This window comes from Catenuloplanes atrovinosus (genome assembly GCF_031458235.1).
GTDB lineage: Bacteria > Actinomycetota > Actinomycetes > Mycobacteriales > Micromonosporaceae > Catenuloplanes > Catenuloplanes atrovinosus.
Genome location: NZ_JAVDYB010000001.1, coordinates 4,014,318 through 4,038,116, shown reverse-complemented (window position 1 = coordinate 4,038,116; position 23,799 = coordinate 4,014,318). Strand labels below are relative to the sequence as shown.

At 73.6% G+C, this 23,799-nt stretch carries 27 protein-coding genes; 14 read left to right on the top strand and 13 right to left on the bottom strand.

All coding sequences use genetic code 11. The features are described from left to right. The first annotated feature begins 76 nt into the window (after positions 1–76). The 3 genes from J2S41_RS18165 to J2S41_RS18155 all read left to right on the top strand — a co-directional run bounded on the left by J2S41_RS18165 (position 77) and on the right by J2S41_RS18155 (position 2,038). A complete protein-coding gene (locus J2S41_RS18165) occupies positions 77–643 on the top strand; it encodes a hemerythrin domain-containing protein (RefSeq protein WP_310369071.1) in 567 nt (188 codons plus the stop codon). Positions 644–705: 62 nt separating this feature from the next. After that, positions 706–1,599 carry a glycosyltransferase family 2 protein gene (locus J2S41_RS18160; RefSeq protein ID WP_310369070.1) on the top strand — a complete coding sequence of 298 codons (894 nt, stop codon included), beginning with the start codon at positions 706–708 and terminating at the stop codon, positions 1,597–1,599. A gap of 256 nt (positions 1,600–1,855) precedes the next feature. Next, the gene (locus tag J2S41_RS18155) at positions 1,856–2,038 is read left to right on the top strand and encodes an antitoxin (protein ID WP_310369069.1); all 183 of its coding nucleotides are present in this window, start codon (positions 1,856–1,858) and stop codon (positions 2,036–2,038) included. A 42-nt stretch (positions 2,039–2,080) separates the two neighbouring features. On the opposite strand, the gene J2S41_RS18150 is transcribed toward J2S41_RS18155, so the two are convergent. Beyond that, the gene (locus J2S41_RS18150) at positions 2,081–2,617 is read right to left on the bottom strand and encodes an STAS domain-containing protein (RefSeq protein WP_310369068.1); all 537 of its coding nucleotides are present in this window, start codon (positions 2,615–2,617) and stop codon (positions 2,081–2,083) included. Positions 2,618–2,767: 150 nt separating this feature from the next. On the opposite strand from J2S41_RS18150, the gene J2S41_RS18145 reads away from it, so the two are divergent. The 5 genes from J2S41_RS18145 to J2S41_RS18125 all read left to right on the top strand — a co-directional run bounded on the left by J2S41_RS18145 (position 2,768) and on the right by J2S41_RS18125 (position 5,843). Further along, entirely contained in the window at positions 2,768–3,340 is a 573-nt protein-coding gene (locus tag J2S41_RS18145; RefSeq protein WP_310369067.1) for a GAF domain-containing protein, read from the top strand. Between the two features lie 6 nt (positions 3,341–3,346). Next, positions 3,347–4,057, top strand: a complete 711-nt coding sequence (locus tag J2S41_RS18140; RefSeq protein WP_310369066.1) for a GAF and ANTAR domain-containing protein — start codon at positions 3,347–3,349, stop codon at positions 4,055–4,057. 41 nt (positions 4,058–4,098) lie between these two features. Further along, a complete protein-coding gene (locus J2S41_RS18135; protein ID WP_310369065.1) occupies positions 4,099–4,287 on the top strand; it encodes a hypothetical protein in 189 nt (62 codons plus the stop codon). 54 nt (positions 4,288–4,341) lie between these two features. After that, on the top strand, positions 4,342–5,346 hold the full coding sequence (locus J2S41_RS18130; RefSeq protein ID WP_310369064.1) for an NAD-dependent epimerase/dehydratase family protein: 1,005 nt from the start codon (positions 4,342–4,344) through the stop codon (positions 5,344–5,346). An 89-nt stretch (positions 5,347–5,435) separates the two neighbouring features. Then, the gene (locus tag J2S41_RS18125; protein ID WP_310369063.1) at positions 5,436–5,843 is read left to right on the top strand and encodes a Rid family hydrolase; all 408 of its coding nucleotides are present in this window, start codon (positions 5,436–5,438) and stop codon (positions 5,841–5,843) included. Between the two features lie 6 nt (positions 5,844–5,849). Here the strand turns inward: J2S41_RS18125 and J2S41_RS18120 are convergent, their stop codons facing one another. From J2S41_RS18120 to J2S41_RS18095, 6 genes are all read right to left on the bottom strand, one after another. Continuing rightward, entirely contained in the window at positions 5,850–7,586 is a 1,737-nt protein-coding gene (locus J2S41_RS18120; RefSeq protein WP_310369062.1) for an ABC transporter ATP-binding protein, read from the bottom strand. Between the two features lie 7 nt (positions 7,587–7,593). Then, positions 7,594–8,010 carry a lasso peptide biosynthesis B2 protein gene (locus J2S41_RS18115; protein ID WP_310369061.1) on the bottom strand — a complete coding sequence of 139 codons (417 nt, stop codon included), beginning with the start codon at positions 8,008–8,010 and terminating at the stop codon, positions 7,594–7,596. After that, positions 8,007–8,264: a lasso peptide biosynthesis PqqD family chaperone gene (locus J2S41_RS18110; RefSeq protein WP_310369060.1), complete on the bottom strand. Its 258-nt coding sequence runs from the start codon at positions 8,262–8,264 to the stop codon at positions 8,007–8,009. The genes J2S41_RS18115 and J2S41_RS18110 overlap by 4 nt, the downstream gene beginning before the upstream one ends. A gap of 12 nt (positions 8,265–8,276) precedes the next feature. Further along, positions 8,277–10,106, bottom strand: coding sequence for an asparagine synthase-related protein (locus tag J2S41_RS18105; RefSeq protein ID WP_310369059.1), 1,830 nt, complete (start codon positions 10,104–10,106; stop codon positions 8,277–8,279). A gap of 70 nt (positions 10,107–10,176) precedes the next feature. Next, a complete protein-coding gene (locus tag J2S41_RS18100; RefSeq protein ID WP_310369058.1) occupies positions 10,177–10,287 on the bottom strand; it encodes a keywimysin-related RiPP in 111 nt (36 codons plus the stop codon). A gap of 322 nt (positions 10,288–10,609) precedes the next feature. Continuing rightward, a complete protein-coding gene (locus tag J2S41_RS18095) occupies positions 10,610–10,993 on the bottom strand; it encodes a winged helix-turn-helix transcriptional regulator (RefSeq protein ID WP_310369057.1) in 384 nt (127 codons plus the stop codon). Positions 10,994–11,106: 113 nt separating this feature from the next. Here J2S41_RS18095 and ctaD point away from each other — a divergent pair, with 113 nt between their 5' ends. After that, complete coding sequence (ctaD, locus tag J2S41_RS18090; RefSeq protein WP_310369056.1) at positions 11,107–12,843, top strand: aa3-type cytochrome oxidase subunit I; 1,737 nt, start codon at positions 11,107–11,109, stop codon at positions 12,841–12,843. On the opposite strand, the gene J2S41_RS18085 is transcribed toward ctaD, so the two are convergent. The 4 genes from J2S41_RS18085 to J2S41_RS18070 are packed head-to-tail and all read right to left on the bottom strand — an operon-like array spanning position 12,828 to position 17,153. Next, positions 12,828–14,213 (bottom strand): M20/M25/M40 family metallo-hydrolase, encoded by a 1,386-nt coding sequence (locus J2S41_RS18085; RefSeq protein WP_310369055.1) that lies wholly within the window; start codon positions 14,211–14,213, stop codon positions 12,828–12,830. The genes ctaD and J2S41_RS18085 overlap by 16 nt on opposite strands. Beyond that, positions 14,210–15,349 (bottom strand): carboxylate-amine ligase, encoded by a 1,140-nt coding sequence (locus J2S41_RS18080; protein WP_374728134.1) that lies wholly within the window; start codon positions 15,347–15,349, stop codon positions 14,210–14,212. Before J2S41_RS18080 ends, J2S41_RS18085 begins: the two co-directional genes overlap by 4 nt. A 60-nt stretch (positions 15,350–15,409) precedes the next feature. After that, positions 15,410–16,213, bottom strand: coding sequence for an MBL fold metallo-hydrolase (locus J2S41_RS18075; protein WP_310369054.1), 804 nt, complete (start codon positions 16,211–16,213; stop codon positions 15,410–15,412). Position 16,214: 1 nt separating this feature from the next. Then, positions 16,215–17,153 carry a methyltransferase gene (locus J2S41_RS18070; RefSeq protein ID WP_310369053.1) on the bottom strand — a complete coding sequence of 313 codons (939 nt, stop codon included), beginning with the start codon at positions 17,151–17,153 and terminating at the stop codon, positions 16,215–16,217. A 143-nt stretch (positions 17,154–17,296) separates the two neighbouring features. On the opposite strand from J2S41_RS18070, the gene J2S41_RS18065 reads away from it, so the two are divergent. The 5 genes from J2S41_RS18065 (at position 17,297) to J2S41_RS18045 (ending at position 21,756) form a co-directional block, all read left to right on the top strand. Continuing rightward, a complete protein-coding gene (locus tag J2S41_RS18065; protein WP_310369052.1) occupies positions 17,297–18,289 on the top strand; it encodes a radical SAM protein in 993 nt (330 codons plus the stop codon). A 46-nt stretch (positions 18,290–18,335) separates the two neighbouring features. Continuing rightward, positions 18,336–18,716 (top strand): hypothetical protein, encoded by a 381-nt coding sequence (locus J2S41_RS18060; RefSeq protein WP_310369051.1) that lies wholly within the window; start codon positions 18,336–18,338, stop codon positions 18,714–18,716. A gap of 99 nt (positions 18,717–18,815) precedes the next feature. After that, positions 18,816–19,469 carry a DUF6766 family protein gene (locus J2S41_RS18055; RefSeq protein ID WP_310369050.1) on the top strand — a complete coding sequence of 218 codons (654 nt, stop codon included), beginning with the start codon at positions 18,816–18,818 and terminating at the stop codon, positions 19,467–19,469. A 36-nt stretch (positions 19,470–19,505) separates the two neighbouring features. Further along, entirely contained in the window at positions 19,506–20,891 is a 1,386-nt protein-coding gene (locus tag J2S41_RS18050; protein WP_310369049.1) for a neutral zinc metallopeptidase, read from the top strand. A gap of 97 nt (positions 20,892–20,988) precedes the next feature. Beyond that, entirely contained in the window at positions 20,989–21,756 is a 768-nt protein-coding gene (locus J2S41_RS18045) for a SigB/SigF/SigG family RNA polymerase sigma factor (RefSeq protein WP_374728133.1), read from the top strand. A 102-nt stretch (positions 21,757–21,858) separates the two neighbouring features. On the opposite strand, the gene hemC is transcribed toward J2S41_RS18045, so the two are convergent. Then, positions 21,859–22,776, bottom strand: a complete 918-nt coding sequence (gene hemC, locus J2S41_RS18040) for a hydroxymethylbilane synthase (RefSeq protein ID WP_310369048.1) — start codon at positions 22,774–22,776, stop codon at positions 21,859–21,861. Between the two features lie 109 nt (positions 22,777–22,885). Next, positions 22,886–23,755, bottom strand: a complete 870-nt coding sequence (locus J2S41_RS18035) for a manganese catalase (protein ID WP_310369047.1) — start codon at positions 23,753–23,755, stop codon at positions 22,886–22,888. Between the last annotated feature and the right edge of the window lie 44 nt (positions 23,756–23,799).

Here is a 23,799-nt window from a genome sequence, read left to right as displayed (position 1 = left end):
GAAGTCGGCCGGGTAAGCGGGGTCACACGGGGTACGCGGGGGCGGCCACCCCCGTACCGACCTCGAAGGAGAGCCCATGACCAGCACCGAGACCGGCCGCGACGTCGTCGACGTGCTCACGGCCGACCACCGCGACGTGACCGCGCTGATCGGCGAGATCTGGACGATCCGCGACCCGATGATGCGCCGGGACCTGGCCGACACCGCGATCAGCGAGCTGGTCCGGCACGCCGTGGCCGAGGAGATGTACGTCTACCCGGTCATGCGCCGCTACCTCGACGACGGGGACAAGGCGGTCGCGCACGACGTGGAGGAGCACGAGGAGCTGGAGCGTGCGATGAAGGCCCTCGAGGGCATCGACGTGTCCGATCCCGCGTTCGACGAGACGCTGCGCCACCTGGAGACGCTGCTGGCCGACCACGTCCAGGACGAGGAGACCGAGCAGTTCCCCGAGCTGCGCCGCCGCGTGCCCCGCGAGGAGATGGTCGAGCTGGCCACCAAGGTGGAGAACGCGAAGAAGCTCGCGCCCACCCGGCCGCACCCGAGCGCGCCGAACAGCGCGGTCTTCCACAAACTGGTCGGGCCGGGCGTCGGCCTGGTCGACCGGCTGCGCGACAAGCTGACCGGCCGCGCCACGAAGTGACGCGTCGCGTTTCACCCGGGCGGGCAGGCGTCGATCACCGCTGAGTGGGTACGACCGGCCCCATGACCAACTCGCGGATCGGGGTGGTGGTCGTCACCCACCAGCGGCGGGACGAGGTGATCGGCGCCGTCGCACGGCTGGTGGACCTGCCCGAACGGCCACCGGTCGTGGTGGTCGACAACGGCTCCTCGGACGGCACCGCCGACGCGCTGCGCGAACGCTTCCCGCAGGTGGAGGTGCTCGCGCTCCGGGAGAACCTGGGCGCGGCGGGCCGCAACGCCGGCGTGGCCCGGCTGCACACGCCGTACGTGGCGTTCTGCGACGACGACACCTGGTGGGAGCCGGGCAGCCTGCGCGCGGCCGCGGACGCGCTGGACGCGTACCCGCGCCTGGCGGTGGTCAACGCGCGCATCGTCGTGGAACCGGCCGGCGGCGACGACCCGATCGTGGCGGAGCTGCGCGAGTCGCCGGTGCCGGGCCCGGACTGGCTGCCCGGCCCGGCGCTCGGCAGCTTCCTGGCCGGTGCGTCCGTGGTGCGCCGGGACGCGTTCCTGGCCGCGGGCGGGTTCAGCCCCCGGCTGTGGCTCGGCGGCGAGGAGGAACTGCTGGCCACGGACCTGCTCAGCGCGGGCTGGGAGATCTGTTACCTGGAGCGGCTGGTGGTGCACCACGCCGCCTCCCTCGCCCGGGACTCGGTGCGGCGCCGCCGGGTCGGCCTGCGCAACACGCTGTGGTTCACCTGGCTGCGCCGCCCGGTGCTGCCCGCGCTGCGCCGGACCGCGTTCCTGGCGATGAGCGTGCCGCGCGACCGCACGTCCGCGCTGGCCTGGTGGGACGCGGTGTGCGGGCTGCCCTGGGTGCTCTCCCGCCGCCGTACCCGCCCGCGTGACGTGGAGGCGCGGCTGGCCCCGCTCGACGCCACGCAGCGCGCGTCCACCGCCCGTCGCTATGTGTGATCGGCGCCTCCCCGATCGCACGCATGGAGCGCCTCGGGAGCGGGTAGGCGTTCCGGGCTGTGAAGGAGGCGAAAACCATGAGACGGATCTACGTATGGCGTCCCGCCTCGGTGCCGCTGGTCCGGTCGCGGTCGTGGTCCGGCCGCGGCGGCGAGTCACCCCGGCGGGTACGCGCGGAACGCCGGCCGGTCACGCGTGTGATCGAGGCCCGTGCGGGTAGCCGAGAGGGACAGCACGAGGATTAGGAGCGGAACCGATGAGTGACTTCCTCCAGAAGGCGGACGACTTCGCCGACAAGCACGACAAGCAGGTCGACCAGGGCCTGGAGAAGGCCGGGGACATGGCCGACCAGCGCACCGGCGGCAAGCACGCCGACCAGATCGACCGCGGCGTCGACGAGGCGCAGAAGCGCACCGGCGCCGGCGACACGAACGGCTGATCTATCCGGCGGGCATCGCGCGCGGCGCGGTGCCCGCCGCCGTCAGTCCCGGACCAGCGGGTCGAGCCCGCACACGCGCAGCGCGGCACGGACCGCGGGCGACATCCGCACCAGCTCGATCCGGGTCCCGCGTGACGCGGCCGCCTCGGACGCGGCCCGCAGCACCCGCGCGGCCGCGACGTCGAGCAGCGGCACGCCGGCCAGATCCAGCGTCAGCACCGCCGGCCGGAGCTCCGCGCCCAGCGCGGCGAGCACGCATTCGCCGAGCTCGGCAGCGTTGTCCCGGTCGATCTCGCCGGTCACGGTGAGGCGCACCTCGGCGGGTGCGGTGAACTCGGTGCCGATCCGCAGGCCCCAGGCGCCGGACCAGTCGGGCACGGTCTCGGCCAACATGGCCCGCCGCAGCCAGGCGAACGCCCGGGTCAGCGACTGTGACGCCTGCTCGGGCGTCAGGCCCAGCCGCGCCGCGATCTCCGCCTCGCCCACGCCGGACCGGCGCAGCGTGACGAGCGTCCGCTCCGGCTCGGGCAGCCGGCTGACCAGATCCATCACGAATTCCGCACGAGCGTCCGCGGGCATGGTCGATCCTCACGACATCGGTCCGCGGACACAGGGCGGAGACGGTCACCTGCGGCCACACTTTCACCCCGGGCGCCGGTTTTCAAACATCCGGCCGTTTCCCCGGCCCCTTCGGGGGTAACGCGTCCTGCCAATCACCCGGGAGGCACGATGCACGACCGTCAGGCTCTGGACGACAGCCTGCGACAGCTCATGCACCACACGGACACACCCGGCGCGCTGACGGCCGACGCGCTGGCGGAGCGGCTGTCCGACGCGCTGGCCGCGGCGCGCAGCGTGCTCGGCGTCGACGGCACCGGGCTGATGATGCTCGACGAGCGCGGCGAGCTGTGCGTGGTCGGCTCCTCCGACCCGCCGAGTGCGCTGCTCGAGCTGGCCCAGCAGCGCACCGGCGTCGGGCCCGGCGTCGACTGCGTCCGGCGCGACCGCACGGTCACCGTCGATGATCTCGGTGCGGGCGGCGCGTACCCCCGGCTCTGGGAGTTCATGGTCGAGGCCGACGGCGACGTGCTGCCGTTCCGCGGGGTCGCGTCCGCTCCGATACTGATCTCCGGCCGTGCGATCGGTACGCTCAACGTGATGACCGCCGCCGCGCACCGGTGGACGCGGGAGCGCATCGAGGCCGTCGAGGCGTACGCGAACGTGCTGGCCGTCCTGCTGCGCCTCGGCGCCGCCGCGCAGCCGGGCACGATCGCCGGCCGGTTGCTGCCCGACGAGGACTGAGGTCACATGCCGAACATCGACTCCGACCGGCTCGCCGGCAGCCTGCGCCGCCTGGGCGGCGAGACCGGGCGCGATCTCGGCGACGCGGTCAGCGAGGCGGTCGACGCGGTGGTCGCGCTGTTCCGGGTGCGTGGCAGCGGCCTCATGATCGCCGATGAGGAGAACACGCTGCGGTACGTCGCCGCCAGCAACGGTGCCAGCCGGGCCATGGAGGAGGTGCAGAGCGAGACCGGCGAGGGCCCGTGCGTGTCCGCGTTCGTGACCAACGAGCTGGTCCGTGCGGTGGACATGCGGGACGAGCCGCGCTGGCCGAAGGTCCGCGACGAGTTCCTCGCGCACGACGTGGTCGCGGTGCTCGGCGTGCCGGTCCGGCTCGGCCAGGTCCCGGTCGGCACCCTGGACATCTTCCACGCGGAGCCGCACGCCTGGGACGACTCGGAGATGGCGGCGCTGACCCGCTACTCCGACGTCATCGGCGCCACGCTCAGCACCGCGCTCGCCGCCCAGCACGCGGGTGAGCTCGCCGGCCAGCTGCAGTACGCGCTGGACTACCGCATCGTCATCGAGCGCGCGGTCGGCTTCCTGATGGCGCAGCGCCGACTGGACGCGGTCCGCGCGTTCGAGGTGCTCCGCGGCACCGCCCGCGCGCAGCGCCGCAAGATCGCCGAGGTGGCGCGCTTCCTGCTGGACACCGGCACGCTGCCGCCGGCGCGCTGACCGGCCCGCATGTCCGCCGGTCAAGGGGGTAGTCGGACCCCATGACGAACATCCAGCAGCCCGAGATGCGGCGCAGCGGCGAGAGCCCCACCACCAAGCAGCGGACCGAGGACGCCGACCCGGTCGAGGCGCCGGGCGGTGCCCACGACAAGACCGGCAAGCGGCCGGTGCCGGAGGGCCAGGTGTCGCCGTACGACCCGGGCGCGAAGACCGCCGGCGACCATTCCTGACGCCGGGCCGCCCCCGCGCCGTGTAGATCCGGCGGCGCGGGGAATGACCACCCGATGCGCGTAGTGGTGACGGGTGCCAGTGGCAACATCGGGTCCGCGGTGGTGGCGTGGCTGACCGCGCGGCCCGAGGTGCGTGACGTGGTGGGCATCGCCCGCCGCGTGCCGCCGGACGACCCGCACGGGATCGGCTGGCGCGCCGTGGACGTGGGCGCCCCGGGCGCGGCCGGCGCGCTGGCCGAGGCGTTCACCGGCGCCGACGCGGTCGTCCACCTGGCCTGGCACATCGTGGCCGGTCACGACCGCCCGGCGCAGGAGCGCACCAACCTGGCCGGTTCCGCGAACGTGCTGACCGCGGTGGCCCGCGCGCGCGTACCGCACCTGGTGCACCTGTCCTCCGCCGCGGTCTACTCCCGCGCCGATCCGGGCGTGCGGGTCACCGAGGACTGGCCCCGGCGCGGCGTGCCCGGCTCGACGTACAGCCAGGACAAGGTGGCGGTCGAGGACCTGCTCGACCGGCTCGGGGCGGACCTGCCGGAGCTGCGCGTCGCCCGGATCCGCCCGCTCGCCGTCATCCAGCCCGCGGCCGCGGCCGACCTGGCCCGGCTCGCGCTGGGCAACTCCGCGCCGCTGGCCCACCGGATCGGCCGGCTGCCCCTGCTGCCGCTGCCGGCGCAGACCGTGACGCAGGTGTCGGCCGCCCAGGACGTCGCCGACGTGGTGGGCCGCGCGCTGCTGGCGCGCGCCACCGGCGCGTTCAACGTGACCGACGAGCCGGCCATGTCCGCCGCGGTGCTGGCGCGGCTGATGGGCGGCCGGCACGTGCCGATCTCCCGCCCGCTGCTGCGCCGCCTGCTCGGCGTGACCTGGCGCCTGCGGCTGCACCCGCTCGACCCGTCCTGGGCCGACCTGCTGATCGACAGCCCGCTGCTGGACTGCACGCGCGCCCGTACCGAACTGGGTTGGCACCCGCACCACGACGGCCGCCTCACGCTGCTGGCCACCCGCCGCGCCGTCACCACCGCGACGCCGCGCCAGGCCGGTTACTCAAAGGTGCCTTGAGCGGGAAAAAGTACCTTCTTCCGCGGGCCGGGACCGATCTCTTACGGTTTCTCAGTAACCAACAGTTACCGAGGAGAGGTTCCCACCAGATGGCCGTCACCATGATCAACGCCGCCGGGCTGCCCCAGGTCCCCGTCTACCACCACGTCTCCGTGGCCACCGGCTCCCGGCTGGTGCACGTCGCCGGCCAGGTCTCCTGGGACGCCGACGGCACCACGGTCGCGCCCGGTGACCTGGCCGGCCAGGTCGAGCGCGCCTACCTGAACGTGGCCACCGCGCTGGCCGCCGCCGGCGCCACGCTCGACGACGTGGTGAAGCTGGTCGTGCACGTGGTCGATTGGACGCCCGACCGGATGCCGGAGCTGCTCGACGGCCTGGACCGGGCCCGCACCCGGCTGGGCAGCACCGCCACGCCGCCGGCCTCGCTGTTCGGCATCGTCGCGCTCGACGTCCCGGAACACCTGGTGGAGATCGAGGCCACGGCCGTGCTGGACTGACCCGCCTCAGCGCCCGGCCGTCGCGACCGGCGCGGCCGTGGCCGCCAGGCGGCGGTAGTACGCGTTGCGCCGGAGCAACTCCTCGTGCGTGCCGCTCGCGGCCACGGTGCCGCCGTCGATGACCACGATCCGGTCCGCGCCGCGCACGGTGGAGAACCGGTGCGCGATCACGATCAGCGCGCAGACCCGGGAGACGTCCCGGATCGTGTCGGCCAGCGCGCGCTCGCTGTCCGGGTCCAGGTGCGCCGTGGGCTCGTCGAGCAGGATGAGCCGGGGACGGGCGAGCAGGCAGCGGGCGATCGCGACGCGCTGGCGCTGCCCGCCGGAGAGCAGCCGGCCGTGCTCGCCGACGTCCGTGTCCAGCCCGCGGGGGAGCGCGGCGACGACCTCGGTCAGGTTGGTCAGCGCGAGCGTGCGGTGCACCTCGTCGTCGTCGGCCGGCCCGCCGCCGTAGAGCAGGTTCTCCCGCAGCGTGCCGTGCAGCAGCGGGCAGTCCTGCTCGACCAGGCCCACGGTGGCGCGCAGCCGGCCGTACGGCATGGATCGCACGTCCTGCCCGTGCAGCAGGATGGTGCCGCGATCCGGGTCGTAGAAGCGCTCGACCAGCGCGAACAGTGTGGACTTGCCGGCGCCGGACGGCCCGACCAGCGCGAGGTGCCCGCGCGCCGGGACCACCAGGTCGATCCCGCGCAGCACCGGCCGGTCCGGGTGGTAGCCGAACCACACGTCGCGGAGTCGCAGCACCGGCCCGGCCGGGACGTGCGGCGGGGACTCCGCCGGGTCGGTCTCCCGGGGCAGCGCGAGCACCTCGTTGATCCGGTGCAGCGCGCCGGATCCCTGCTGGATCGCGGTGACCGCCAGGAAGATCTCACCGATCGGCGCGGCCAGGTACGTCATCGCCAGCGTGAACGCCACCAACTGCCCGAGGCTGGTCTCGCCGGCCGCGACCCGGGTGGCGCCGACCAGCAGCACCACCAGGAACGCGCCGCTGACCGCCAGGTCGTTCGCGGGCCCGCTGACCGCGGCCAGCCGGGCCATCCGCAGGTTCGCGTCCCGGGCCCGGCGCGCCACCGCGACGGCGCGCGCGCTCTCGTACGCCTCGGCGCGGCCGGCCCGCACCGTGCGGATCGCGCCGAGCGCCCGCTCCAGGTCCGCCACCAGCGCGCCCTCCGCGGCCTGCGCGCCGCGGGACGCCACGCGCAGCCGCCGCACGATCGCCAGCAGCGCCGCCACCGCGACGCCGAACATCGCCGTCACCGCGCCCAGCAGCCACGGGTCCAGCCAGCCCAGCAGCGCCACGGTGCCGGCCAGCCCGGCCACGCCCGCGATGCCGGAGCCGAGGCTCTGCGCGATCAGCGTGCGAACCACCGCGGTGTCGCCGCCGGCGCGCGCGATCAGGTCGCCGGTCCGGTGCCGGTCCAGCTCCGGGATGCGTACCCGGAGCAGGTGGTCGATGATCCGGCGGCGCAGCCGCACCATCATCGTCTCGCCGGTGTGCGCCTGCACGTAGCGGCCGAGTGCCATCGTCGCGGCCTGGACCGCGAAGAGCAGCACCAGCGTGCCGAGCACCGGCCACGGCACGGTCCCGGCCGCGGCCGTGTCGACCGCGTCGCGCGCCAGGATCGGCTGCGCCAGCGCCAGCGCGGACCCGGCGAGGCTGAGCACGGCCGCCGCGGTGATCGCGCGCCGGTGCCCCGCGGTCAGCCGCCACACGTCACGCCAGCCGGACAGGTCGGGGCGCATGGTCGCGCTAGCCGACCGTGTAGAACAGCCGGAAGTAGTCGGCGGGGAAGTCCTCGCCGACCGGTTCGCCGTCCACCTGCACCCAGGCGTGCGCGGCGAACGGCGGCATCCGCCGCACGCCCACGCACCAGGTCGGCCAGGTGCCGCGCAGGCGGCACAGCAGCGCGATCGCGATCGACCGGGGCAGACAGCCCTCCCGGCCGGCGCAGACCAGGCTCGCCGCGGTCACCGCCCGGTGCGCGGCCAGCACCTGCGCGGTGCCGGCCGGGCGCGCGCCGCGGCACAGCCGCTGCATCACCCGCCGGACCCGGTCCGGGCGGCGGCGGGCCAGCACGCGGGCGGCGGTCACGGCCGCGCGCGCGGTCCAGCGCGTGGTGAAGGGCAGTGCGCCCGGGTTGTACGCGATGGTCTCCGGCAGGCTCATCGGCGCAGCAGCCCGGCCGTGCGGAGCGAGCCGACCAGCTCGGCGACGTCCTCGCTCGCGGTCCGCCGGTCCACGCCGAACCGGGTGACCAGCGCCGCGGCCGCGGCCGCCTCGTCGCCGCCCTCGTCGAGCGTGCGCACGACCAGCGCGGCGGTCGGGTTGAGCGTGTAGTACGCGCCGGTGCGCTCGTCGAGCAGCACGACGCCGTACTCGGTGTCGGTCATCAGCACGCCGGATCGCAGCGTGGTGGTCATCCGGGGTCCTCCTCAGGCCGGAACGGTGGATTGTTCGAGCGAGCGCAGCCACACCTCGCAGGCGAGCGTCTGGTGCAGCACGCCGCATTGCAGGCCGGCGTCGGGCGGGCGGGCACAGGCCGCGCGGAACGCGGCCGCGTCGATCAGGCCGAGCCCGGCCAGCCGGGAGTCGTCGCAGAGCGCCAGCAGGTCGTCGCGGTGCCGCCGCAGGCCGGTCTCCTCCTCGACCATCGCGTTCGCCTTGGTGGCGCGCTCGCGGCTGACCTCCGGCACGACGCCGCGCATGGCCTCGACGATCAGCGGCTTGTACCGCCACGGCGTGATCCGGTCCGCGGGGTCGGTCCGCAACGCGGCCGTCACCACCCGGTCGTCGTAGTACGGCGCCGCGTAGTCGAGGCCGAGCGGCGCGGCCATCTGCCGGAGCTGCCGGGTGGTGCGGGACAGCGACCGGATCGCCTCCAGCTCGCGGTGCGGCCCGCGACCCGGTGCCAGCGCAGTCACGCCGGCGGCCTCCGCCCGGATCAGCCCGCGGACGGCCGCCACCGCCTCCGGTGTGGTCCACGGCGGCAGTCGCGGCGGGCTGCCCCAGTCGAGCATCGGCTCGCGCAGCGGGGGCGGCGGCGCGGTCAGCTCGTCCGCGACCCGGCGCAGCCAGGCCTGGTACGGCCCGCGGCCGGCGAGCTGGCGCAGTGTCCGGTCGCGGGGCCAGCGGTACTTGGCCGCGAACCCGCGCACCGCGCGCCAGGCGGTCCGCGGCCGCCGGCGCAGCAGCCCGTGCAGGTGCGCGGTGGTGCCGTAGAGCAGTTCGTCGCCGCCGATCCCGGTCAGGTGCACCGTGGACCCGCGCTCCACGGCCAGCCGCATCAGCGTCTTCCAGCGGTTGCGGTCCACCGTGGTCAGGCAGGGCTCGTCCCAGCTCTCGGCCGGGCCGGTGAGGCCGTCGTACGTCATCGGCATGTCCTCGGCCGGCACCAGCCGGTGCTCGATGCCGAGCGCCGCGACCGTGGCCTCGGCCCAGCGGACGTCGTCGCCGAGCGGGTCGTGGACGTCCACCGTGTACGCCGCGACCGCGGTGCCGCCGTGCCGCGCGGCGACGCTGCACACCGCGGTGGAGTCGAGCCCGCCGAGGTCGGCGGTGACCAGCGGGCGCCCGGCGGTGCGCACCCGCACCGCGTCGATCAGCGCGTCCCGCAGGGCGGGCGCGGCCTCGGCCATCGGGGTGACCGGCTCCGGCGGCGTCCACCAGCGGCGCAACGACACCCGGCCGGTCCGGTCGAGCGCCGCCCAGGAGCCGCCCGGGACCGCGTCGATCCCGCCCCACACCGGGGTGCCGGCCAGCGGGTGCAGCGTCTGCGGGTCGAGCAGGTGCAGTGCCAGCCGGACCGGGTCGAGCGCGGCGCCACGCAGCGCGGCGAGCACGTCGGCGCGGTCACCGGCGAGCGGCGCCGGACCGGTCCGGGCGACGAAGACGCGCCGCACCTCGGTGGCGCCGGCGCGCAGGTACGTTCCGGCCGGCGTGCGCACGATGACGTGGTAGCTGCCCGGCGCGCCGATCACGTCGCCGTCGACGCGCCCGGTGGCCCGGACCCGCTCGGCCGCCGCGCCCGCCGCCTCCGGGGAGACCAGGTGGGTGCCGGAGACCGCCACGGTGACGTCGCCGGCCGTGCCGGTGGTCAGCCGCTCACCGGTCCAGCGCCCGAGCAGCCAGGGACGCCCGCCGGGATGGTCGAGCACCCGGCCGGCGAAGGGCCGCACCGGCTCGGCGGCGGTGGCGGCGGCCGGGTCGTCCGGGAGGACGAGGAACCAGTCCGGCAGTCCGGCGACACGGGTGGAACGGGTCATGACGCTGGTCCTTCCTCCGCAGGGGGCCGGGCGGCGGCCTGCTGGCCGCCGCCCGGCTGGATCATGCCGATCAGAGGAGCTGCTTGCCGCCCAGCAGGTCCTTCGGGCCGCGGTTCCCGATGCCGGTCTCGGTCCGGAAGTCGCCCTGCGGGGTCAGCACGGGCTTCTCGTAGGAAGGCATGTTTGCACCTTTCGATAATGGCTTTCGCCGTGAATGAGGAATTCGCATCGGCCGATGCCGGTACATTCGGTGCCACCGCTCGTGCCGGTGACTCCGAGGCGTCGGAATCGTGCGGTGCCACCGCTTCCGACGCGAGAACGTTAGCCATGGGGCAAGGGTTCGGGCAATGGGTTCACGCCGTCTTCATGCCATGGTGGGGCGGCATGGAATATGCACGGAACGGTTTCTTGGAAGGGTTCAAGAGATTCGCCGAAGCGGTTCCCTAACGGGTGAGTTCAGGCCCGTTAAATGCCGTGATGCAGCCGTGGAAATTCCGCGCGGCTCAGGAGTCGTAGCGCGAGCGCGAGGACTCGATGTGGCCCAGGTAGCGCTGGGTCCAGTCGCACATGCCGTCGACCACCGCGCGGAGCGCGTCGCCGGCCTCGGTGAGCGAGTAGTCCACGCGTGGCGGGATGGTGGGGTGCACCGTGCGGGTGACCAGGCCGTTGCGTTCCAGCGTGCGCAGGTTCTGGGTGAGCATCTTGTGGCTGATGCCGCCGACGGCGTCACGCAGCTCGCCGAAGCGCATGGTGCGAATGCCCAGGAACTCGATGATCAGCAGCGCCCACTTGTTCGCCACGTCGGAGAAGATCTCCCGGGCGAGCGAGTCGGCGCGGGTCAGGTCGGACTCCGGCGGCAGCGCCGCTATCTCGTCACGCGTTCCCACCTGGATACTCTCCAACAGCTACCCGATCACCGCAAGTGACCGCTGGACAGGGCCGTTTATCGCGGTCGATGCTGGGCACGCGGGGCCGCGCCGGCGAGCATTGGAGTGATCGCATGACGACCCTCGTCCCGAGGCCCATCCAGACCCGTCAGGCGCCGGTGCGCAAGGCGGTTCGCGGCTCCGCGCTGGCCAAGCTGCTCAGCACCACGGACGCGAAGCAGATCGGGATCATGTACCTGGTCACGTCGTTCGTGTTCTTCATGGCCGGCGGGCTGATGGCGCTGATCATGCGGGCCGAGCTGGCGCGGCCGGGCCTGCAGATCCTGTCGCCGGAGCAGTACAACCAGCTGTTCACCATGCACGGCACGATCATGCTGCTGTTCTTCGCCACGCCGGTGGTGTTCGCGTTCGCCAACTACGTGGTGCCGATCCAGATCGGCGCGCCGGACGTGGCGTTCCCGCGGCTGAACTCGTTCGCGTACTGGCTGTACCTCTTCGGCGGCATCATCGTGATGGGCGGGTTCATCACGCCGGGCGGCGCGGCCGACTTCGGCTGGACCGGGTACACGCCGCTGTCCGACGGCACGCACTCGCCGGGCCTCGGCGCCAACCTGTGGATCACCGGGCTGGTGCTGTCCGGCCTCGGCACCATCCTCGGCGGCGTCAACATGATCACCACGATCCTGACGCTGCGCGCGCCCGGCATGACCATGTTCCGCATGCCGATCTTCACGTGGAACATCCTGATCACCAGCCTGCTGGTGGTGCTGGTGTTCCCGTTCCTGGCGGCGGCGCTGCTGGCGCTGGCCGCGGACCGCACGCTCGGCGCGCACGTCTACGACCCGGCGACCAACGGTCCGATGCTGTGGCAGCACCTCTTCTGGTTCTTCGGTCACCCCGAGGTGTACATCATCGCGCTGCCGTTCTTCGGGATCATCACGGAGGTCATCCCGGTCTTCAGCCGCAAGCCGGTCTTCGGCTACAAGCCGCTGGTCGGTGCCACCCTGGTGATCGCGGCGCTGTCGATGAGCGTGTGGGCGCACCACATGTTCGCCACCGGGCAGGTGCTGCTGCCGTTCTTCAGCTTCCTCAGTTACCTGATCGCCGTACCGACCGGGCTGAAGTTCTTCTCCTGGATCGGCACGATGTGGCGCGGGCAGCTCACGTTCGAGTCACCGATGCTGTTCTCGATCGGGTTCCTGGTCACGTTCCTGTTCGGCGGGCTGTCCGGCGTGCTGCTGGCGAGCCCGCCGGTCGACTTCCACACCCACGACACGTACTTCGTGGTGGCGCACTTCCACTACGTGCTGTTCGGCACGATCGTGTTCGCGGTCTTCGCCGGCATCTACTTCTGGTTCCCGAAGATGTTCGGCCGGATGCTGGACGAGCGCCTCGGCAAGCTCCACTTCTGGCTGACCTTCCTCGGCTTCCACGCCACCTTCCTGGTGCACCACTGGCTGGGCTCGGAGGGCATGCCCCGGCGGTACGCGGACTACCTGGAGCAGGACGGCTTCACGGCGCTGAACACGTTCTCCACGGTCGGCTCGTTCGTGCTCGGCCTGTCCACGCTGCCGTTCCTGTGGAACGTGTGGCACTCCTACAAGGCGGGCCGGCTGGTCACCGTGGACGACCCGTGGGGGCACGGGAACAGCCTGGAGTGGGCCACCTCCAGCCCGCCGCCGCTGCGCAACTTCGACCGCATGCCGCGCATCCGCTCGGAGCGGCCGGCGTTCGACGCGAAGTTCCCGGAGCTGGCGGCCGGTCAGCAGTCGGTCGCGGGCCCGCCGGAGGGCGGCGCGAAGCCGGCCTCCCCGGAGTCACACGGCGGCGCGTCCTACCGCGACCACTGAGCCTCGGCCAGGCGGCCCCACAGCGACGCCAGCGTGGCGGCGCCGGCCACCAGCACGTCCACCGAGACGCGCTCGTCGCTGTCGTGCCAGCGGTCCTCCGGCAGCCCGGTGCCGAAGAACAGCACCGGCGCGCCGGTCGCCCGGGACAGCAGATCCGCGGGACCGCCACCGGCGTTGCCCATCCGGCCCACCACGGCGGCGCCGAAGCCGTCGCGCACGGCCGCGTCCAGTAGCGCCACCGCCGGGTGGTCGTCCGGGGTCCGGTACGGCTCCTGCGCCAGTTCCTCCGAGACGGACAGCTCGTACTCCACGCCGTCGTCGATGGTCTCCCGCACCCAGCGGCGCAGTTGCTCGGCGACCTCCGCGCTCGTCTGCTCGGGCACGGTGCGGATCGTGATGCTGGCGCTCGCCACGGCCGGGACCGCGCCCCGGGCCGGGCCGTACGGATCGCCGGCGGCCGCGGTCAGCACCTCCACGACCGGGCGTGCCCACAGCCGCTCCAGCACGGTGAAGCCCTCCTCGCCGCCGATGCTGCGCGTCTCCGACCGGGCCAGCCAGTCCTCGTCCGAGTACGGCAGCGCGGCCAGCGCGGCCCGGGTGCGCTCGGTCGGCTCGGTCACCGCGTCGTAGAAGCCGGGCAGCGTCACCCGCCCCTTGTCGTCGTGCAGGCGCGCGATCAGCCGGGAGAGCGCGACCAGCGGGTTCGGTGCCGGGCCGGAGACCGCGCCGCTGTGCACGTCGCGCCGCGGGCCGTACACCTGGAGCGAGGCGTTGAGCCCGCCGCGCATGCTGACGCAGATCGCGGGATGGTCGCGGTGCCAGAGCAGCGTGTCGGAGTAGACGACCAGGTCGGCCTCGATGCGGTGCTCGTCGAGCAGTTCGGCCAGGTGCGCCGAGCCGGTCTCCTCCTCACCCTCGATGAACCAGATCAGATTCACCGCGGGTACGGACCGCCCGGTCGCCGCCAGGTGCGCGCGCAGCCCCCACAGGTGCGCCACCACCTGCCCCTTGGCGTCCGAGGCGCCCCGGCCGTAGACGAAGCCGTCGCGCAGCACCGGCGCGAACGGGCGCGTCTCCTCCCACTCCTCGTCCTCGGCCGCGCGCACGTCGTGGTGGCTGTAGACCAGCACGGTCGGCGCGCCCGGCGCCGCGCACCAGCGGGCGATCACGGCCGGCGCGCCGCCCGGGTCCGCGACCGTCACGTCCGGGAAGCCGGTCTCCCGCAGCGCGCCGGCCAGCCAGCGGGCGGAGCGCGTCAGGTCGCCGGCCCGGTCCGGGACGCCGGCCACCGAGGGCAGCCGGATCCAGTCCACCAGGTCCGCGACCAGCCGGTCGGTGTCCAGGTGCTCGCGCACGGTGTCTCTCCTCATCCGTTGACGGTCAGCCGGGCCAGCGTGCCCAGCGTCTCGGGCACGCTGCCGGTCGTCTGGAGCACGCGGCGCTGCCGGGCGGCGCCGGTGCCGAACCGCCGCAACCCGTCCAGCGAGGCCAGCACCGTGTGCAGGTCGCCGTGCCGGACCAGGGCCGGGGTGACGGCCGTCAGCAGGTCCTCGACCAGCTCCCAGGCCGGGCGGGCGCGGCCGGTGCGCAGGTCGAACAGCTCGCCGTCCAGGCCCTCCCGGGCGGCCCGCCAGTGCGCCGCGTGCACCAGGCAGTCGGCCACGTCCGGCACCGGCACGCCGGTCCGCGCGTCCTCGCTCACGGTGGCGACCAGCGCGCGCAGCAGCCCGGCGATCAGCACGGTGTCCCGTGCGGTCGCGCAGACGTCGCCGACCCGGATCTCGACCGTGGGGTAGCGGTCGGAGAGCCGGGCGTACCAGAACGTCATGCCGCTGTCGATCATCGCGCCGGACTCGATCAGGCCGGCCACGGCCGCGTCGTACTCGGCGGCGGAGCCGAACACCGGGGAGGGGCCCAGGCTCGGCCACCGCTGGATCTGCACGGCGCGCCAGCTCGCGTGGCCGGTGTCCACACCGTTGAAGATCGGGGAGTTCGCGGTCATCGCCTGGATCAGCGGCATCCACCCGCGCAGGTGCGCGCAGACCTGCACGGCCAGTTCCCGGTCCGGGACGCCGACGTGCACGTGCAGGCCGCACAGTCCCGGCTCGCGGGCGATCGTGCCGAACCGCTCCGCCATCAGCCGGTACCGGTCACCCTCCGGGACCGAGAGGTCGGGCTCGCGCATCGGGGTGGCGCCGATCGCGGTCAGCCGGGCGCCCACGCCGCGCGCGGCCAGCGCGGCCGCCCGGCGGTGGCGCCGCAGGTGGTACGACAGCTCCGCCAGGCTCCGGCACACCGGGCTGACCATCTCCACCATGCTGCGCCGGAACTCGGGCCTGCTGTGCTCGCGCACCCCCTCCGGCAGATCGGCCCGGACCTGCTCCGCCACCGGCACGTTCTCCCCGGTCACCGGATCGAGCAGCAGGAACTCCTCCTCGACCCCGACCGTCGGCACGGCCGGGTCCGCCATCGCGACCTGCGAGCTGGGAGACACATCGGACAACATCGGGTACTCGTTTCGTCTGGGATCGGCCGGGGCGTGCCCGTCTTCCCGGTGATCGTGGGCCTAAACGGTGTCCCGCAGCGGCAGCGCCACCGTGTCGCCGCGCCCGATCGGCTCCACCCCGGCCAGCCCGCGCTCGCGCGCGCGGGCGAAGTAGTCGCTGACCGGCGACGTGAACACGCGGAAGTCGTCGTGGTGGATCGGCAGCGTCAGCCGCGGCCGGATCACCTCGGTCAGGTCCGCGCCCTGCCGCGCGTCCATGGTCAGCAGCATGCCGAGCAGCCGGGTGCCGCCCAGGTGGATCAGCATGGCGTCGATGTCGCCGCAGCGGCGCGGCACCTCCGCCAGCATCGGCCGGTGCAGCGTGTCGCCGGTGATGTAGAGGCGCAGCCGGCACACGTCGTCCTCGAACAGCTCCACCACCGAGCCCATCACGTCCGGCAGCAGCCGGTCGGCCAGGCCGGGGCCGTGCCGGCCGGGCACCGCGGTGACCCGGACCCGTTGCCGGCCCCGCGACAGGTCGAACTCCTCCCAGGTGGGGAGCCCGTGCACGACGGAGAAGCGCTTGCGGCGCAGCTTCCGCCGGGCCTGCGGCGTGGTGATGATCGGCAGGTCCGGTGCCAGGCCGCGGCCGGCCACGCTGTCGAAGTGGTCGGAGTGCAGGTGCGAGAGGAGCACGCCGTCCAGTGCGGGCAGATCGCCGAGCCCGCACGCCGGGTCCAGCAGCCGCCGTGTCCACGCGCCGTAGCCCAGGTAGTAGCGGCTGCCGGCCGGGCGGAACGCGGGGTCGGTGAGCAGCGTGACGTCGCCCAGCCGCAGCAGCGTGGTCGCGTTGCCGATGTACGTCACGCTCGCCGTCGAATCCATGTCACTCCCACTCGGGCCGGGTGGCGGTGAGCACGACCACGGCGATCCGCTCCGCGTGGCGGTAGGCGTCGCCGTCCAGTTCCTCGTCGTACACGTCCGGGTCGACCTCGCGGTAGGACCAGTTCAGGCCGGTGCCGGCGAGCCGTTCCGCGGCGGCGGTGCGCAGCGGGTCCACGCCGTCGACGATGCCGGCGCCGCTGAACAGCACCAGCGAGCCGCCCGGGTCCAGCCGCTCCGCCGCCACGTCGATGATGGACAGCGACAGCTCGTGCCCGGAGGTGCCGCCGCCGTCCCGGTACGCCCGCCCGGCCGGGTCGATCATGAACGGCGGGTTGGAGATGATCAGGTCGAACGAGCCGTCCACGTCCTTGAGCAGGTTGCTGTGGCACGGCCGCACGCCGCGCATGTCCGACAGTGCGATGTTGACCCGGGTGAAGTTCAGCGCGGCGTCGTTGATGTCCACCGCGAAGACCTCCGCGCCCGGCGCGCGCTTCGCCACCGTGATCGCGCCCGCGCCGGTGCCGGTGCCGATGTCCACCGCCCGCCGCACCGGCCGCCGCCGGGTACGCACGTGCGCCGCCGCGGCGTCGGCCATCCGGTACGTGTCCGGCCCGAAGAACACCGCGTCCGCGTCCGTGGTCGGGTACGGGGAGTGCACGAACAGCTCGCCGTCGTAGCTGGAGAACCGGACCCGGCTGCGCCACTCGTCCCCGTCGCGGTCCAGCACGCCGGCCGCGTCCATCAGGTCCACGATCTCGTCCGGCAGCACGCCGGGGCCGAACGGCCGGCTCCAGCCGAAGACGCCGCGCAGGTCCGTGGCCCGGGCGTTCTCCGGGCGGCGGTTGACCCGCTCGTGCGTGGCGGGCGTGACGGTGGTGAACGCGTACCCGGCGGCCTTGAGGGCGGCCCCGAGCGAGATCAGGTGTTCGGGCATGGTCATCCGCCCCGCGTGCCCCCTCCCGTACCGATTAATCCTGGGTTTTCGGCGCATCGACGGGGGTAAGGCCCCGCCATGACGCAGGACTCCCCGCACGTCGCGATCATCACCGGCACGCACCCGGAGAACGACGACTGGCGCCGGGGATGATCGATCCCCCGCTGCCGCGGCATCTCCAGCTGGAGATCACCTCCGCGTGCAATCTCCGGTGCGTGATGTGCCTGGTCCGCTACCGCCCGCCGGTGAACAAGCTGGCCGGGGCGATGCGCCCGGAGCTGTTCCACCGCGTGCTCGCGGAGGTGCCCGGGCTGAACCGGCTCACCCTCCAGGGGCTCGGCGAGCCGCTGCTCTCGCCGTACCTGCTCGACATGATCGTGGCGGCGAAACGGCGGCGGATCACGGTCGGCTTCAACACCAACGCCACCCTGCTGACCGCGCGCCGCGCCGCCGAACTGGTGGACAGCGGCGTCGACTGGCTGCACGTGTCGCTGGACGGGGCGAGCGCGGCCGCGTATGAGTCGATCCGGGACGGCGCCACGTTCGGCACGGTGGTGGACAACCTGGCCGGGCTGGTCCGCGCGAAACGGGCGGCCGGCAGCGCCACCCCGTGGATTCGCGTGGTGTTCGTGGCCATGCGCGACAACCTGGCCGAGCTGCCCGACCTGATCCGGCTGCTGAGCAGCATCGGCGTGGACGAGCTGCACGTGCAGAACCTCTCGCACAGCTTCTCCGACGCGGACCCGGCCGGGCGCTACCACGAGATCCGTGAGTTCACCGCCGGGCAGGCACTCTGGACCGGCGCGGACACCGACCGGGCCGACGCGGTCTTCGCCGGCGCCACCGCGGCCGCGGCCGAGCACGGGCTGCGACTGCGCCTGCCGCACACCGTGCCGGTCGACGCCGTGGCCGGGCGTGGCTGCTCCTGGCCGTGGGAGGCGGCCTACCTGACCAGCGCGGGCGTCGTACAGCCGTGCTGCATGGTGATGGGCGACGACCGCGTCTCGCTCGGTTCGATGGCGGACTCCACGTTCCCGGAGATCTGGTCCGGCGCGCCGTACCGGGAGTTCCGCCGCCGGCTGACCACGGACGACCCGCCGGAGGTCTGCCGCGGCTGCTCGCTCTACCGCGACACCTTCTGAAAGAGACAGGTGTAGAAATCCCGCCGACGGGAAACCGGGTCGGATCATGGTGAGACGGATACTGCCGGTCCTGCTGGTGCTCGGCCTGGCCGGGTGCGCCGGCGAGAGCGCCCGCGCCGACGCGGCCGCGGACGTGGCCACCCGCTTCCTGAGCGCCGCCGCCGACGACCCGGGCGCGGCCTGCGCGCTGCTCGCCCCGGCCACCGCCGAGTCGCTGGACGGGCCGTGCGAGCAGGCGCTGGCCGACGAGGACCTGCCCGCGCCCGGCGCGGTCGAGGCGGCCCGCGTCTACGTCGACCAGGCGCAGGTGGTGCTGGACACCGACACCGTGTTCCTCGCCGAGTTCACCGGCGGATGGCGCGTGGTGGCCGCGGGCTGCACGCCGGTGCCGGACCGGCCCTACGACTGCGTCCTCGAGGGGAGCTGACCGTGCGCGCCATGTTCATCGCCTGCCTGATCCTGATCGCCGCCGGGCTCGGCCTGGTCTTCACGGTCGGACTGCTGCACCGATAGGAGGGCCCCACCCATGCGCCGCAACGGGCTCAGCCTGTTCTTCGCGCTGCTGTTCGTGCTGGCCCTGATCGGTCAGGCGCTCAGCGGTCACGCGGACTTCAACGACCGGCAGCTCTCCGACGGCCTCCAGACCGTCTCGCTCGGCCGCTACCTGACCTCGTCCTCGTTCGCGGTCGACGTGGCGGAGAACTGGCAGTCGGAGTACCTGCAGTTCCTGCTCTTCATCACGGCCACGGTGTGGCTGGTGCAGCGCGGCTCGCCGGAGTCGAAGCAGCTCGACAAGGCCGGGCGGGAGAGCGACGAGGAGCAGAAGGTCGACGAGCCGGACGCGCCGTCCTGGGCGCGTGCGGGCGGCCTGCGCCGGGCGGTCTACTCGCACTCGCTGTCGCTCACCATGGGCTCGATCTTCCTGCTGTCCTGGCTGGGCCAGTCCGTGGCCGGCGTCGTGGCGTACAACTCCGAGCAACTGCGCTCGCGCGAGGACCCGGTCACCTGGGCGGGGTACCTGATCACCCCGGAATTCTGGAACCGCACGTTCCAGAACTGGCAGTCCGAGCTGCTCGCCGTGCTGTCCATGGTGGTGCTCGCGGTCTACCTGCGCGAGCGCGGCTCCCCGGAATCGAAGCCGGTCGGCTCGCCGCACACCGCGACCGGCGTCGAAGGCTGAGTTTCACCGCCGCCCCGCGCGGGCACCCGGTCCGGCATGAACTCTCGGGGCAGGACCGTTCGCGGGCTGGTGGCCGGCGCGGCGACGCTGGCGCTGCTGAGCGGATGCGTGGTGGTCGCGTCCGGCGGATTCGAGGACACGCCGCAGCGGCCCGGCACGCCGGGCGACGGGCTCGGGCGCACCGGCGCGCCGGTCTCCCCGGACGAGGCGAACCGGACCGCCGAGAACGCGCTGACCGACGTCGAGCGGTACTGGGCCGGCGCGTACCCGCGGCTGGCGGGCGGTGCCGCGTTCGAGCCGGTGCGCGGTGGGCGCCACCCGTACACGCGCAACGACCCGCCACCGGCCTGCGGTGACGCGGCGGGGGAGTACCAGCCGAACGCCTACTACTGCCCGGCCGACGACTACATCGCCTGGGACGCCGAGGTGCTCGTGCCCCAGCTCCACCAGGACTTCGGCGCGCTGCTCACCGGCGTGGTGCTGGCCCACGAGTACGGCCACGCCGTCCAGACCCGGCTCGGCGTCGGCCGCCAGCCCACCGTGGTGCTGGAACAGCAGGCGGACTGCTACGCCGGCGCCTGGGTCGGCGACGTGATCGGCGGCCGGTCCGCCACGTTCGCCGCGCCGACCGCGCGCGAGCTGGACGACACCGTCGCCGGCATCCTGCAACTGCGCGACGAGCCCGGCACGTCCGCCACCAACCCGCAGGCGCACGGCAACGCGTTCGACCGGATCCGCGCGTTCCAGGACGGCGTCGAGGAGGGCCCGGCCCGGTGCGCCGGGTACGACGCGGAGAACCTGCCGATCACCGAGGTGCCGTTCACCACCCGCGAGGAGGCGGCCACCGGCGGCGACCTGCCCTACGACCAGACGATCGAGCTGCTCGGCGAGGACGTGCAGGAGTACTGGGCGCGAGCGTACCCCCGGGTGGCCGGTGGCGCGCAGTGGGCGCCGCTGCGCATCGAGCCGTTCGACGGCGACGCGCCGCGGTGCGAGGGGCGCGTCCCGCCGCCGGGCGCGGGCAGCCTGGACGACCAGGCGTTCTACTGCGCGTCCGGCGGCTACGTGGCGTTCGACAACACGCGGCTCGGGCCGGCGCTGCACGACCGGATCGGCGACAACGCGCTCGGCATGCTGATCGGCGGGCTGTTCGCGCAGGCCGTCCAGGAGCGCCGGGGCCGGTCCAGCACCGACCGCGACGGCCGCCTCGCCACCGACTGCCTGGCCGGCACCTGGACGTACGACCTGCTCAACCGCGGTACCGGCAGCGACGTCCGGCTGTCGCCCGGCGACCTCGACGAGGCCGTCACCGCGCTGCTCACGCTCGGCCGCTCCGACGAGAACGCGGCCGCGGGCGCGTTCGACCGGATCGCCGAGTTCCGCGACGGCGCGCTGGAGGGCATCCCGGCCTGCTCCGAATGAGAATTCACCCGGTTGGGAGCGCGGATTGGGGGAAGCCAGGCTGTCCCCCGTACCTGATGTGCCTTCGGAGGACACCGTGAGCAGCACCATCGCCCCCGTGCACGACATAGCGACCGACGAGGACGTCCGCGCCACCAAGGCCCTCGAGGCGTTCACCGGCCTGCCCGTGGACGACCGGCGCCGCCCCCGGGCCCGGGAGCGCGCCATCGAGGCCTGGATTCCCATGGCGTACCGGCTGGCCCGCCGCTTCTCCGGCCGCGGCGCGGCCGACGAGGACCTGCGCCAGGTCGCCGCCATGGGCCTGATCAAGGCGATCGACCGCTATGATCCGCAGGCCGGGGAGTTCGTCGGCTTCGCGGTCCCCACCGTCCTCGGCGAACTGCGCCGCTACTTCCGTGACCGCACCTGGTCCGTCCGCGTCCCGCGCCGCGTCCAGGAGATGCGCCTCGCCATCATCGACGCCGCCACCACGCTCACCCACTCGCTCGGCCGCAGCCCGACCGTCCCCGAGCTCGCGGCCCACCTCCGGGTCACGGAGGAGCAGGTCATCGAGGGCATCGAGGGTGCGCAGGCGTACTCCGCCGTCTCGCTCTCCCGTCCCGTCGCCGACGACGGCGACAGCAAGGAACTCGGCGACCTGCTCGGTGGCGAGGACCCGCGCTTCGCGCTGACCGAGTCGCTGCTCGACCTCGGCCCGGCGCTGCGCGCGCTCTCCCCGCGCGAGCGGGAGATCATCACGCTGCGCTTCTACCAGGAGTGGACGCAGGCGCGGATCGGTGAGCATCTCGGGATCTCACAGATGCACGTGTCACGGCTGCTGCAACGGGCCCTGGGCACGCTGCGGACCCACATGCAGGCGACCTAGAGACCCGCGTCCGGCGGCCCGGTTCCCGCGCGCTCGGTGCGGGCACCGGTCGTCGCGTGCGCTGCGCCCCGCACGATCCGTGGTCGCGCGAGCGGAACCCGGTCAGCCCAGCAGGTCGCGGGCGCCCTGGCGGAGGAGGGCGGCGGCCACGCTGGTGCCGAGCGTGACCGGGTCGGCGGCCCACTCGTGCACGTCGAGGACGGTCTTGCCGTCCAGGCTGATGACCCGGGCGCGCAGGCTGATCCGCCCGTCCGGCTCGGTCCGGGCGTAGCCGGCGATCGGGGAGTGGCAGGAGCCCTGCAGGATGTGCAGCATGGTGCGCTCGGCGACGGTCTCCTGCCAGGTGCGCCGGTCGCCGAGGCCGGCCGCGAGGTCCCGGGTGGCCGGGTCGTCGTCGCGGCACTGGAGCACCAGCGTGCCCGAACCGACCGCGGGCACCATGGTCTCGACGTCCACGATCTGCGTGATGCGGTGCGCCTGGCCGATCCGTTCGAGCCCGGCCACGGCCAGCAGCAGCGCGTCGTATTCACCGGCGTCCAGCTTGGCCAGCCGGGTGTTGGCGTTGCCGCGGACCGGGACCGCGGTCAGCTGCGGCCAGTGCAGCGCGAGCTGGGCCACCCGCCGCACCGACGAGGTGCCGATCCGCGCGCCGGCCGGCAGCTCCGCGAGCGTGAGCCCGCCCGGCTGCACCACGCAGTCCCGGACGTCGTCGCGGGTCAGGTAGGACGCCAGCACCGTGCCGGCCGGGGCGGGCCGGTCGCCGGGCACGTCCTTCACGCAGTGCACCGCGAGATCGGCCGCACCGTCCAGCAGCGCCCGATCCACCTCCTTGGTGAACGCGCCCTTGCCGCCCAGCGCCGCCAGGCTGCCCTGCCACCGGTCCCCGCTGGTCGTCATGCCGACGACCGTCACGGACACGTCGGGGTGCCGGGCCGCGATCAGCCCCCGGACGCGCTCCACCTGCGCCAGGGCCATGGGCGAGTTGCGGGAGGCGATGCGGAGCGTACGCGAGCCGGGCATAACGGTCAGGTTAGTCCCCGCACCGCGACCCGCGCTCACCAGACCCACGACCCCGGGCCGGAACCGCCGGTGAAGGACGGTTCCGGCCCTCTGGGGAGGGGGACGGTGCTCAGCTGAGGGCGTCCTTGACCGCGCCGATGATGCCGCCCGGGGTCGGTGGCGGGGTGCCGTAGAGCCGCGGGTCGCCCGGCGGGAGGACCGGGGCCGGAGCGTGGGCCGCGGGCGCCGGGTCGTAGCTGAACGTGCCCTTGCCGTCCGGGGCCGGTCCGGAGGCCCAGCGGCCCTCGGCCGAGTCCTCGCCCGCGGAGAAGTTGAGCAGCTGGTAGGCGAACTCGTTCTCCTGCTCCGCGTCCGGGAAGGCGTCCGGGATCGGCATGTCCTCCAGGCCGTCGTCCTTGAGCTGCTGGAGCGCGGCCATCCACATGTTCTGGTGCATGGTGTCGCGGGCCAGCAGGAAGCGGAGCATCTGCTTGACGCCCGGGTCGTCGGTCATGTGGAACAGGCGGGCGACCTGGAGGCGGCCCTGGGCCTCGGCGGTCACGTTGAGCTGGAAGTCGGCCATCAGGTTGCCGCTGGCGGTGATGAACGAGCCGTTCCACGGCACGCCGTTGCTGTCCACCGGCAGCGGCCCGCCGCCGGCGTGGATGAACTGGGCCGGGTTCTCTCCGCTGTAGATGGCGGCCAGCATCGGGTTGTCGTCCGCGGCGGCCTCGTGCAGGTTCTGCGGCGCGCCCTCCAGCAGGCGGGCGATCATCGTGCAGATCATCTCGACGTGGCCCATCTCCTCGGTGCCCACGTCGAGCAGCAGGTCCTTGTACTTGCCGGGGAGCCGGCAGCTCCAGCCCTGGAACAGGTACTGGTTCGCGACGGTCAGCTCGCCCCACTTGCCGCCGAGCACCTCCTGCAGCCGGCGGGCGAAGAGCGCGTCCGGGCCGTCCGGCTTCGCCTCGAACTGCAGGTCCTTGATGTGACTGAACACGGTCAGGTCCTCCCTGTGATGTGCCGACGTGTCGTTGCACACCG

Bases quoted from the DNA above. Each gene is read 5' to 3' on its own strand.
- J2S41_RS18165 (WP_310369071.1), top strand. From the start codon at position 77: ATGACCAGCACCGAGACCGGCCGCGACGTCGTCGACGTGCTCACGGCC.
- J2S41_RS18160 (WP_310369070.1), top strand. From the start codon at position 706: ATGACCAACTCGCGGATCGGGGTGGTGGTCGTCACCCACCAGCGGCGG.
- J2S41_RS18155 (WP_310369069.1), top strand. From the start codon at position 1,856: ATGAGTGACTTCCTCCAGAAGGCGGACGACTTCGCCGACAAGCACGAC.
- J2S41_RS18150 (WP_310369068.1), bottom strand. From the start codon at position 2,617: ATGCCCGCGGACGCTCGTGCGGAATTCGTGATGGATCTGGTCAGCCGG.
- J2S41_RS18145 (WP_310369067.1), top strand. From the start codon at position 2,768: ATGCACGACCGTCAGGCTCTGGACGACAGCCTGCGACAGCTCATGCAC.
- J2S41_RS18140 (WP_310369066.1), top strand. From the start codon at position 3,347: ATGCCGAACATCGACTCCGACCGGCTCGCCGGCAGCCTGCGCCGCCTG.
- J2S41_RS18135 (WP_310369065.1), top strand. From the start codon at position 4,099: ATGACGAACATCCAGCAGCCCGAGATGCGGCGCAGCGGCGAGAGCCCC.
- J2S41_RS18130 (WP_310369064.1), top strand. From the start codon at position 4,342: ATGCGCGTAGTGGTGACGGGTGCCAGTGGCAACATCGGGTCCGCGGTG.
- J2S41_RS18125 (WP_310369063.1), top strand. From the start codon at position 5,436: ATGGCCGTCACCATGATCAACGCCGCCGGGCTGCCCCAGGTCCCCGTC.
- J2S41_RS18120 (WP_310369062.1), bottom strand. From the start codon at position 7,586: ATGCGCCCCGACCTGTCCGGCTGGCGTGACGTGTGGCGGCTGACCGCG.
- J2S41_RS18115 (WP_310369061.1), bottom strand. From the start codon at position 8,010: ATGAGCCTGCCGGAGACCATCGCGTACAACCCGGGCGCACTGCCCTTC.
- J2S41_RS18110 (WP_310369060.1), bottom strand. From the start codon at position 8,264: ATGACCACCACGCTGCGATCCGGCGTGCTGATGACCGACACCGAGTAC.
- J2S41_RS18105 (WP_310369059.1), bottom strand. From the start codon at position 10,106: ATGACCCGTTCCACCCGTGTCGCCGGACTGCCGGACTGGTTCCTCGTC.
- J2S41_RS18100 (WP_310369058.1), bottom strand. From the start codon at position 10,287: ATGCCTTCCTACGAGAAGCCCGTGCTGACCCCGCAGGGCGACTTCCGG.
- ctaD (WP_310369056.1), top strand. From the start codon at position 11,107: ATGACGACCCTCGTCCCGAGGCCCATCCAGACCCGTCAGGCGCCGGTG.
- J2S41_RS18085 (WP_310369055.1), bottom strand. From the start codon at position 14,213: ATGAGGAGAGACACCGTGCGCGAGCACCTGGACACCGACCGGCTGGTC.
- J2S41_RS18080 (WP_374728134.1), bottom strand. From the start codon at position 15,349: ATGTTGTCCGATGTGTCTCCCAGCTCGCAGGTCGCGATGGCGGACCCG.
- J2S41_RS18075 (WP_310369054.1), bottom strand. From the start codon at position 16,213: ATGGATTCGACGGCGAGCGTGACGTACATCGGCAACGCGACCACGCTG.
- J2S41_RS18070 (WP_310369053.1), bottom strand. From the start codon at position 17,153: ATGACCATGCCCGAACACCTGATCTCGCTCGGGGCCGCCCTCAAGGCC.
- J2S41_RS18065 (WP_310369052.1), top strand. From the start codon at position 17,297: ATGATCGATCCCCCGCTGCCGCGGCATCTCCAGCTGGAGATCACCTCC.
- J2S41_RS18060 (WP_310369051.1), top strand. From the start codon at position 18,336: ATGGTGAGACGGATACTGCCGGTCCTGCTGGTGCTCGGCCTGGCCGGG.
- J2S41_RS18055 (WP_310369050.1), top strand. From the start codon at position 18,816: ATGCGCCGCAACGGGCTCAGCCTGTTCTTCGCGCTGCTGTTCGTGCTG.
- J2S41_RS18050 (WP_310369049.1), top strand. From the start codon at position 19,506: ATGAACTCTCGGGGCAGGACCGTTCGCGGGCTGGTGGCCGGCGCGGCG.
- hemC (WP_310369048.1), bottom strand. From the start codon at position 22,776: ATGCCCGGCTCGCGTACGCTCCGCATCGCCTCCCGCAACTCGCCCATG.